8 protein-coding genes are annotated in these 10167 nt (G+C 52.9%); 6 read left to right on the top strand and 2 right to left on the bottom strand.

Going from position 1 to position 10167, the window contains the following annotated elements; translation table 11 throughout:
* The 4 genes from VMT62_01750 to VMT62_01735 form a co-directional block, all read left to right on the top strand.
* Window positions 1–714 (top strand): ABC transporter ATP-binding protein (locus VMT62_01750; protein ID HVN95128.1); only part of this gene is annotated, 714 nt, incomplete at its 5' end.
* Window positions 711–1670 (top strand): ABC transporter ATP-binding protein, encoded by a 960-nt coding sequence (locus tag VMT62_01745; GenBank protein HVN95127.1) that lies wholly within the window; start codon window positions 711–713, stop codon window positions 1668–1670. The genes VMT62_01750 and VMT62_01745, both read left to right, overlap by 4 nt.
* A 1-nt stretch (window position 1671) precedes the next feature.
* Window positions 1672–2781 (top strand): ABC transporter permease, encoded by a 1110-nt coding sequence (locus VMT62_01740; protein HVN95126.1) that lies wholly within the window; start codon window positions 1672–1674, stop codon window positions 2779–2781.
* Window position 2782: 1 nt separating this feature from the next.
* The gene (locus VMT62_01735) at window positions 2783–3895 is read left to right on the top strand and encodes an ABC transporter permease (GenBank protein ID HVN95125.1); all 1113 of its coding nucleotides are present in this window, start codon (window positions 2783–2785) and stop codon (window positions 3893–3895) included.
* A gap of 208 nt (window positions 3896–4103) precedes the next feature.
* Here VMT62_01735 and VMT62_01730 read toward each other — a convergent pair whose 3' ends face one another.
* Entirely contained in the window at window positions 4104–5957 is a 1854-nt protein-coding gene (locus VMT62_01730; GenBank protein HVN95124.1) for a tannase/feruloyl esterase family alpha/beta hydrolase, read from the bottom strand.
* Between the two features lie 763 nt (window positions 5958–6720).
* Here VMT62_01730 and VMT62_01725 point away from each other — a divergent pair.
* Both VMT62_01725 and VMT62_01720 read left to right on the top strand, forming a co-directional pair.
* Window positions 6721–7896: an aldo/keto reductase gene (locus VMT62_01725; protein HVN95123.1), complete on the top strand. Its 1176-nt coding sequence runs from the start codon at window positions 6721–6723 to the stop codon at window positions 7894–7896.
* A 14-nt stretch (window positions 7897–7910) separates the two neighbouring features.
* Entirely contained in the window at window positions 7911–8786 is an 876-nt protein-coding gene (locus VMT62_01720) for a DUF6599 family protein (protein ID HVN95122.1), read from the top strand.
* A 22-nt stretch (window positions 8787–8808) separates the two neighbouring features.
* On the opposite strand, the gene VMT62_01715 is transcribed toward VMT62_01720, so the two are convergent.
* Entirely contained in the window at window positions 8809–10128 is a 1320-nt protein-coding gene (locus VMT62_01715) for an MFS transporter (GenBank protein ID HVN95121.1), read from the bottom strand.
* Window positions 10129–10167: the final 39 nt, after the last annotated feature.

Here is a 10167-nt window from a genome sequence, read left to right as displayed (position 1 = left end):
AAGGAGAAGATTGGATACATGTCACAGAAGTTCGGTCTCTACGAAGACCTGACCGTGATAGAAAATATCGATTTCTATGCCGACCTGTATGGAGTGCCGCGCAGACAAAGACCTGCCCGTTACGAAAGACTCCTCGGGTTTAGCAATCTCACGCCTTTCACAGGTCGATTAGCGGGGAACCTCTCGGGCGGAATGAAGCAGAAGCTCGGGCTTTGCTGTGCGCTGGTACACACGCCCGAAATCCTGTTTCTCGATGAGCCCACAGGCGGGGTAGATCCGGTATCTCGAAGGGATTTCTGGCGGATACTCTATGACCTCCTGAAAGAAGAGGTGACAATCTTTCTCTCCACCGCCTACCTGGACGAGGCTGAACGGTGCACCAGGATAGCGTTCATCCACAGAGGAAAGATCCTTTTGAGTGACGCTCCGGAGAACATCAAGAAATCTCTTGATGTGTTCATGATTGAGATATCCGCAACCAGGCCGCGGCAAGCCGGAGAAATCATAAGCCCGATACCGGGCGTGCTCTCCATCAGCGCCTATGGCGACCGGCTCCACGTTGCCGTCAGACAAAGGGATGTCGTAAGTTTGGTTCTCGATAGGCTTAACTCTCAAGGGTTTCCCGTAGAGGGACACAGAGAAATCCTGCCGTCCCTTGAGGACGTCTTTATTTCCACGGTTGAGAATCAGGAGAAACAGAAGGCAGACCGGTGAGATCATCTAAAGGGCTCAAAATCAATGACAGGGAATCAGCCGAATTTGCCGTGCAGGTAGAACGTCTGCGTCGTACCTTTGGCGATTTTGTGGCCGTAGATAGCATAAACCTTACGGTAAAGAAAGGTGAGATATTCGGCTTCTTGGGACCAAACGGGGCAGGCAAATCCACGACGATCCGCATACTCTGCGGACTACTCGCACCCTCGGGAGGCATGGGTACCGTGGGCGGCTTCGACATCTTAACAGAACCTGAAGCCATCAAGAGAATCATTGGATACATGTCTCAGAAGTTCTCGCTCTATGACAGCCTTACCGTGGAAGAAAACATAAACTTCTTCGGCGGTATCTATAACGTTCCCAGAGAAAAAATGACGAAACGGAAAGAGTGGGTCCTCGATATGGCGCAGCTTACCGACCTTAGGGACACCTCCACGAGAACGCTCGCCGGCGGATTCAAGCAGAGGCTCGCGCTTGGGTGCGCCATCCTCCATGAGCCTTCCATTATCTTTCTCGATGAACCGACCTCCGGCGTAGACCCTATATCCAGACGGAATTTCTGGCGTCTTATCCATGAGATGTCCGAGGCCGGAACCACCGTCTTCGTCACAACCCATTATATGGACGAAGCCGACTACTGCGATCGTCTCGCGCTTATCTATCGCGGCGCTATTATCGCAGAGGGAGCGCCCACGGAGTTGAGACACACCTATATGAAACACGACGTGCTTGAGCTTCAGACCGATCAACCCGTTGAAGCGCTGGAGGTTCTGTCGAAAAACGCCATCGATGCGGCCATTTTCGGAAGCACCCTCCACATCACCGTTGAGAAGGCGGAGCAGGATGTGCAGAGGCTTCAAACATTGCTTGAAGCCTCGGGTATCCATTGGACGCGACGCGAAAAAATCGTGCCCTCGCTCGAAGATGTCTTTGTGACCCTTATAGAGGCGTCCTGAAATGAATCTTACGCGGACCAGGGCCATTGCAAAGAAAGAGTTCATACAGATAAAGCGCGATCCCATGAGCCTCGCCATGGCATTCTTGCTACCGCTCGTCCTCCTCTTCATCTACGGCTTTGCCGTCACCTTTGACGTGGACAGGATCACTACCGTGGTTTACGATATGGACAAAAGCAGCTTGAGCCGGGAGCTTGTCAACGAGTTCACCCAGTCTCATTATTTCAGCGTTATCGCGTATCTTGACCGGTACGAGGAAATCGATAGCTTTCTTGATCGCAGCAAGGCCAAGGTAGCCCTCGTCATACCGCACGATTTTTCGAAGTATGTGCGCACGTCAGGCAAGGCAACCATCGAGGTGATTCTCGACGGGGCGAATTCCAATACGGCTAATATCGCTCAGGGTTACATTTCCGCCATCACGCTCGGGTACTCTCAGAGGATACAGGGAGGCATGATCACACCCCGCATCGATTCCAGAAGTCGCGTCTGGTACAACACGGAATTGAAATCGAGAAACTTCATCATCCCGGGGCTCATCGCCGTGATCATGACCGTAATCATCGCGCTGCTCACCTCACTCACCGTGGCCAAGGAATGGGACAGAGGTACCATGGAACAGCTCATATCAACGCCGATAAAACCTGCTGAGCTCGTTGTGGGCAAGCTCGTACCCTATTTTGTGGTCGGTTTTGCGGACACAGTCTTTACCATCCTCATGAGCACGGAGCTATTCATGGTGCCCTTAAGGGGCAGCCTCACTCTGCTTCTTGTTCTCTCTTCGATATTTCTCTTCGGCGGCTTAAGCATGGGCATTCTCATCTCTATTTCGGCCAGGAACCAGACATCAGCGAGCCAAATGGCGATGCTCAGCTCCTTTCTTCCGGCTTTCTTGCTTTCAGGTTTTATCTTCAGCATATTCAATATGCCCCTGCCGCTACAGATCATCACATATCTCATCCCTGCACGGTATTTTGTGACTATTCTGAAAGGGATATTTCTGAAAGGTGCACCGCTCTCCCACCTTTTTTGGGAGACCATGCTGCTCACGGTCTATGCCATGGCCGTCTTTTTTCTCGCCGTAAGAAAATTCAAAAAGAGGATCGATTGAAATGCTGGAGAGGATAAAACATCTCGTGATCAAGGAATTCATACAGATGTTCAGAGACCGCCGGTCCGCCTTTTTTCTTTTGGTCACACCCATCATCCAGCTCATCCTCTTCGGCTACGTGGCTACCTTCGATGTCAATTCCATATCCACCGCTTTCTACGATCTCGATCAATCATACGAGAGCAGAGAGTTAGCACAGAAGCTCACGTCGTCGGGATATTTCAACATCATCTACAGACCCACCTCACCGCGGGAGATGGCAGACCTCATCGAGAGAGGCAAGGCGCTCTGCGCCATCCAGATCAACAGGGGATTTTCGAGGGATGTGAAAAAAGAGATACCCACGCAAATACAGGTCATCGTGGACGGCACCGATTCAAACACTGCTTTGATCGCCATGAGCTATGTAAATGCAATTGTGACAGCCTTTGCCAAAGAAAAGGCCGCCGCCCCCATACATCCCGTGCTTTCAAACATAGACTTTCGTACCCGTGTCTGGTATAACCCCGATCTCAAGAGCAGGAACTATATGATCCCTGGCGTTGTGGCCTCGATCATCATGCTTACCTGCCTCATCTCCACCTCCATGTCGGTGGTCAGGGAAAGGGAGGTGGGCACCATGGAGCAGCTCATGGTTACCCCCATACGGCCGGTGGAGCTCATGCTGGGTAAGACCGTCCCTCCCGCCATTATTGCCTTTTTCGATATGGCACTGGTCACTGCTGTGGGTGTCTTCTGGTTTGATGTGCCTATAAAAGGGGCCTTTCCATTTCTCTTTCTCTGCACGATCATCTATCTTCTCCCCGTGCTCGGCATAGGGCTTTTCATATCGACCATAGCCAAGACCCCCCAGCAATCGATCATGGCGTCATTTCTCTTCTTTCAGCCCGCCATCCTGCTCTCCGGATTTGTCACCCCTATAGAGAATATGCCCGCCATATTCCAGTACATAACCTACGCCAATCCCTTGAGGTATTTTCTCGTGGTGGTACGCGGCATCTTTCTCAAGGGGGTCGGCATAGGCATCCTCTGGCCGCAGATACTCTCGCTCTTCGCACTGGGCGTCGTAATTCTTTTACTCAGTTCCTCGCGGTTTAAAAAACGGCTTACCTGATCTTTCCGCGCATACGAAATTGTACGGACGCTCTTCCCCATACTGAAGCCGCTGCACGTGTCTTTTAGAACCGTTTATATCGAGCGATGCACAACGCAAACGTGTATGGAAATCTATTTTCAGGGAAGAAATTGAGATAAAATGAGGGGCAGGGTCATATGGGCGCCCTGCCCCTCATTCCTACATTGTCCTATAGGACGGTATCATTTCATTTGATGTTTACTTTGTCGCTTCCTTCGAAAGACAGTTCCTTACCGCGGTAGTCGGCTATCAAGGTTACTTTGAGCGAAACCTTATTACCCGCGGCGATACCCACGAGGTCCTGTGTGTTGAATTTCGCCATGTAGCCGGTGCCGAACCGGTAGATGCTGCCTTTTACCACGCCGGCCCCTTCGCACGCCACGCCCTGGATATCTGCGATTTTCAGGTTATAGCGCCACGGCAAGGTAATGAAGGCGGTGAATGTACCTTTGCTCAGGTTTACGACCTCCGGTTCAATTTTGACCTTGGCCTTGATCGGCGTAGCGCAGAGGAAGTTGGCCGCGTCGTTCGTGTTGCCGGTACCTAAATAGCGGGCTTCTTGTGGATACGGGCAGATGGGTCTCGTTATAGCGGGCCGATAGGCAGAAACCGGGCGGGAACCTATGATCGCCGCAGGCTCAATGTCCTTTTCTACCCAGTTCATGAGCGGCGTAAGATAGTCGGCCGAGTAGCAGCCTATTCCGCCACCACAGTGGAACATGCCGGGGATGAAATAGAGTTTATAGAAGTCATCCACCCTGTCCAAACCGCCCATTTCACGAATCACTGTCTTGTAGTATTCGTATTCTCCGAGGGGATCGGTCACCTCTGAATAGCCGAAGGTGCCGATGATCTTTGCTCCCCGTTTCTTTACCGCCCACAGGTTGGGGTCATCCGCCCTCATCCAACCCACCTCGGGTCTCGCCATCGCGGTAAAGGGGTCGGTATCCCAGTTCCACTTTGTCATGTCAAAGCTCGGGTTTCTCAAGAAAAGGTCTCTGACCGTAGCCTGGCCAAGTGGTCCGGCAGCGCCTCCTGCCAGAAATCCCAGGCCGCCGCCCCAGCCGCTCGTATTCGGGTTTCCTGGGGTCGTGCAGACCTCGGCGCCCGGCTCAAAGGGTATGCCAAAATAGTACCCCGAGGAAGTATGAGGTGCGAGATACATCTGCGCGATCGCCTGTCTCTGGGCGAGTGTCCAGCAGTTAGACGCATCCACGTCGTTCGGGCAGGCAGGAAGATCGGTCATGGGGTCAAAGCGGCAGGTGGCTGGGTTCTCGATGAGCCCGTCAACAAGGCCATCTCTCTTGTCACACTTGTCGTACACGTACTGGGCCTGTAGGCAGAGCTTGCTTCCCGGTACGCTCGCTCCGTACTGAGCTTTCCACATGAATCCCATCATGTTCACCACGAGATCCTGGGGAGGGGAGCCGATAAGGTAGCCGTTGAAATCTTCGGGATACCTCTGGGCCTCGATAAAGCCCTCGCGGCCGCCGTTGGAGCAGCCGTCCCAATATGAGTACTGGGGATAGGCGCCTTTGTAAGCATTGATGATTTTCTTTACCAGGTTCGCCACCTCGTGGTTTGCCCTGTAGGCATAGTCCTTGACCAGCTGGTCTGTAGCCGCGTTTTGCGGGACTGCCCAGCCGGTGCTCCCCTTGCTCATGTCGTGGCCTGTGTCAGTGATGACGGCTGCAAACCCCATGTTCAGGTAGGGTGCCTCGCCGTTCGCATTGAGCGAGCCGGCAGTGCCTCCGGATCCGAGAAAGATGAAGCGATTGTTGTAGGTTGTCGTGGGAATCTTCAGGATAAAGTTAATGCTCGGGTAGATAGTGCCCTGAACGTAGCATAACTCCGGCAGTGTGCTGGTAGCAGCATTTAACGTGACCGATGTAAACGTTACAGGTTTGCCAAACTCAAGGTCTGTAAACGAAAGGCCTGCGATACCCGGGCAGGTGACAGCCCCGAATCCAACACCGGTACCGACTGTACACATTATGAGTGCAGCAAACACAAAAATGCTTATTTTTTCTCTGACTCGCATTGCATGCCTCCTTGATGCATCACATTTTGGTTAAAAAACACGGACCCTTCCTAAAACCAGAGATATCTCTTAGTTGAACCTTCACCTCCTTTTCTTGGATAAATAACGCCGCACCGGGAAACCGCACAGGGCCGGGGGCGGTCGACAATGATGGTTTTGTCAAGGAAATTTTTCGTGCGCACCTTCCAAATCTGGATCTACTGGTCCATTCGACATGGAGTACAAACGTCTTGACAAATCGTGTTGAAGCCGAAAGGTCGGGAAAAGCGGCCGGCTATTTTTGATACCTGTTCGGCTACCGGTGCAATGGCTGTTTCACACCACTTTTCTGGTTGCTCTCGCACCGTTTCACCACGCCTCCTCTACATAGGGAGCGAACCTTAATGTTTATACGTATACACTTATACGATAAAGGTAAGTCTATTAGCGAGTGTGACTTTTGTCAACTGAAAAACGTGACATCTGTCATGCTATTGTAGAACACCCAATGATTAGTGAAGACAATAAGTTATACCTCAGTATCATTGTGACATATTGCTTGTAACTTACCTTAGCGCAAATGTTTTCGATGGTTCTTTGTGTCCCGACGGCGATCCGTTACCGGTTGGGACTTGAGAAATTATTTGAAAGCTTTAACGATACGCCTTGGACAAAAGAAATGGGATGAAATTGAGTGCCGAACACGGTTAACCGGCAACGGCCTCTCTTTCTTTTCCCTTCTGTAGTATAATGATTGGAAACCATTGCTCTACGAGGTGAGAATATGGGTACAGAGGGCGAGAACAAAACCATCAACCGCAGAGAGTTCCTGAAGATCAGTGTGGCGGGCGCCACGACTGCTGCGGTGGGCTTAAGCGGTCTTTCCAGCGTCTTGAAAGCGGCCGAAGGACAGAGTCAGGGTGCGCCACCCCTTGCCTTTCGCACGCTTGGACGAACGGGCCTCAAGGTTACGGTTGTCAGTTTCGGCGCTATGCTCACACCTGAGCACGAGGTCATGAGGGCCGCATTTGACCTGGGGATCAACTATGTGGACACAGCGAGAAAATACATGGGTGGCAGAAACGAAGAGACGGTGGGCAGGGCCATCAAGGGCATCCGCGACCGTCTCTTTATCGCGACCAAAGTAAGGAGCACATCCACATCCAGGAAACAGGTTATAAATGACGTGGAAACAAGCCTTGCCAAACTCGGCACGGATCATATAGATGTGATCCAACTCCACGGCCTCACGAGTCCGGGCCGGGCATTCATCCCCGAGGTCCGCGAGGCCTTCACTGAACTGCGCACCCAAGGCAAAGTCCGGTTCTTCGGTGTGACGACCCACACGAATCAGGCCGAGGTGGTGAACGCGGTGGTCGATGACAAAGAAAAATTCTTCGATACGGTACTCGTGGGGTACAATTTCAAGAGCTCCCCCGATATCGGAGAAGCCATCGCCAGGGCCGCAAAAGCCGGAATCGGCGTTGTTGCTATGAAGACGCAGGCGGGCGGGTACAAGACGGATATGTTCGGCGCTGTGAGTCCGCATCAGGCGGCGCTCAAATGGGTGCTCCAAAATTTGAACGTGACCTGCGCGATCCCCGGTATCAAGGACACTGAGATGCTTGCCGAAGCCACCTCCGTCATGGGTATGCAACTGACCCGCGCCGACGAGCGAATTCTCGAGCATTACTCCAACGCCATTAGCCCCTATTATTGCCACCTTTGCGGACGCTGCGAACCGACCTGTCCTAACGATGTGTCCATAAGCGTGATCAACCGCTCGCTCATGTATGCGGAAGGTTACCGGAACATGGACCTCGCTCAGGAAACGTACCGCGAAGTTCCGAAAAGGCAATCGGCCCTTACGTGCTTGAATTGTGGCGAGTGTGTCGCCCGCTGTGTGCACGGCATCGACATCGCGCAAAAGATGGAAAAAGCCCGTAGCCTCTTCATCTAGGTGCGGTGGATATCATGCGCATTAGGACCCCTATTCCTCTTCTCACGCTTTTCGCCATTATCTGTTGTATTATGAGCGCGCCTTGCGTTCTCTTTGCCGCCGGAGAGCCCGTTGAGAGCACACCGTCGCTCGCGGGCTTTGCCAAAGGGTGGACCGTAGACGGAAACGTAAATCGATACACCAGGGAGAACCTCTATACTCACATTGACGGCGAAGCAGAGCTCTATATGCCTTATGGTTTCTCAGGGCTTGAATCGGTCCTTTATAAGAAGATGGACAACCCGAAGGTCGCTCTTCAAGCGGACATCTTCAGAATGGGATCGCCTATCGACGCCTTCGGCGTATACTCTTACTATCGGGACCCCGATTCGGAAACAGTGAATATCGGTGCGGAAGGCTTTATCGACGATTCCCAGCTCATGTTCTATAAAGATCTCTATTTCGTGCACCTGGCAGCGTCCGGTGACAATCCCGATCGGGCTGATTTTTTAGCCTGCGCCGAGGCTATCGCCAGGAGGCTCCCCGGTGGGTCCGCCACACCGCGGGAGCTCGACCTTATCAAATTTCCCGGCGTGCTCCCGCACACGGAAAAATATACGGCACAGAGCGTCCTCGGATATGCCTTCTTCAAAAAGGGACTGACGGCCGAGGCCGTGCTTGCCGGACGGCCGGTAAAGATGTTCGTGATTCTCGATGGATCAGACAAAGAAGCAGCCGACACCTTTAACAGGTACGCGGCATATCTTAAAGAAAAAGGCGGTGCCCCTCGCATTGTGAAAAGTGAGGAGGCTGCAACGCTTGTCGGCTCGGATCCACTGTACAAAGGCGTGCTCGTGCGTCTGTCGGGCCGCCATGTCTTCGGTATAACCGATCTGGCCTCTGCACCCTGAGCGCGCTTTTTGCTCCGGGCCGTCACAGTTCGTCCGATTGCAGCTTAGTTTCCGGGCGGTTATATTTCTGTTTTGAGAAACCGTAGAATATGAGGCTCGCCGTCATTCCCACAAAGCATACAAGAAACGCCAGGTGGTAAGCCTCAGGTGGATAGTCCTTGCGGGCCCCGCTCGCGAGCGAGATAATGACGCCAATGATCTGCATGAAGAGGGCGCCCCCGACCATAACGAAGAAATTGATCCCGGCGATGACCGTACCGGACATGGTGAGGGGAAAGAGCTCTTTAATATGCGAGTAGGCAAGCATGCCGAAGCCGCTCGCGAACCCGATGAGAAGAAAGAGTACTGAATAAGCCACGGGACTTTGAATCCTCATAATCCCCGTAAGCGGGACAAGACAGAGCGCATAGCAGCCGATACCAGCGAGCGCCACTGGCTTGGTCGCGCGGAAAACCCGGTCGGCAAGATAGCCCGCTACGGGTGAGCCCATGATCATGCCAAAGGCGAGCATCATCAGAATATTGCCGGTTGTGATCGCGTTGAAGCCCTTGATAAACATCAAATAAGGACCAAACCAGATACCCTGCAAGGCCACAAACGTGCCATATCGAAAGAATGCTATGGCGCCTATCTGCCAGAAGGAAAGACTGGCGAGAACCTGGTGTGAGGTCTTGAGCACGCTCGTCGGGCGTTGAGCGGAGGGTGCCTGCCGCCCATGCTCCTCGGTTGACGCGTTCGTATCGTTTATGACGAAGAGGCTGACGAGCGCCAGCATAGCCGTTATGAGCGCGCACACGACAAACGTGACTCTCCACCCGATCAGAGAGTTCACATAGACGAGCGGCGTGGTGGCGAGAAAATTACCCAGGGTCCCGATGGACATGAGCGAGCCTGAGAGTGTGGAAAAACGTTGCGGAGAATAGCCCGTGGCAAAAACCTTTAGGGCACCCATAAGCGCCGACGCCATACCCGCGCCGATAAGCGCTCTCCCTGCAAGTGCCACGGAGAAACTGCCGGCGCATGCAAAAAGTAATGCACCGGCCGCCCCCACCAGAGAAAAGAAGCATATGACCCTTCGGGGCCCCACGCGATCGAGGAGGATGCCCATGGGTATTTGAAGAACGGCGAACACATAGAAAAAGGCGCTCCCGAGCAGACCCAACCCCTGCGGATCAAGATTGAACTCCCGCGTGAGATCCGGGGCCATTACGGCATTCGTAACCCTATAAAACATGGATAAGGTAAACAGGGCAGCAAGCACAGGGAAGGCGAGAAGGGATTTAGCCTCTTTCCTCATTTCTTGTTTCAGGATAACCCGTAAACCGAAATCCTCGCCACACATTTCTTAAGAATTCTTGGGCCGCGATCACGCCTTGCGGGG

The sequence above is a fragment of the Syntrophorhabdaceae bacterium genome (genome assembly GCA_035541755.1).
In the GTDB taxonomy this organism is placed as follows: Bacteria; Desulfobacterota; Syntrophorhabdia; order Syntrophorhabdales; family Syntrophorhabdaceae; genus PNOF01.
Note: the sequence above shows the minus strand (reverse complement) of the source record. Positions and strands in the feature narration are given on the sequence as shown.

Bases quoted from the DNA above. Each gene is read 5' to 3' on its own strand.
- VMT62_01730 (HVN95124.1), bottom strand. From the start codon at position 5,957: ATGCGAGTCAGAGAAAAAATAAGCATTTTTGTGTTTGCTGCACTCATA.
- VMT62_01720 (HVN95122.1), top strand. From the start codon at position 7,911: ATGCGCATTAGGACCCCTATTCCTCTTCTCACGCTTTTCGCCATTATC.
- VMT62_01740 (HVN95126.1), top strand. From the start codon at position 1,672: ATGAATCTTACGCGGACCAGGGCCATTGCAAAGAAAGAGTTCATACAG.
- VMT62_01735 (HVN95125.1), top strand. From the start codon at position 2,783: ATGCTGGAGAGGATAAAACATCTCGTGATCAAGGAATTCATACAGATG.
- VMT62_01715 (HVN95121.1), bottom strand. From the start codon at position 10,128: ATGTGTGGCGAGGATTTCGGTTTACGGGTTATCCTGAAACAAGAAATG.
- VMT62_01725 (HVN95123.1), top strand. From the start codon at position 6,721: ATGGGTACAGAGGGCGAGAACAAAACCATCAACCGCAGAGAGTTCCTG.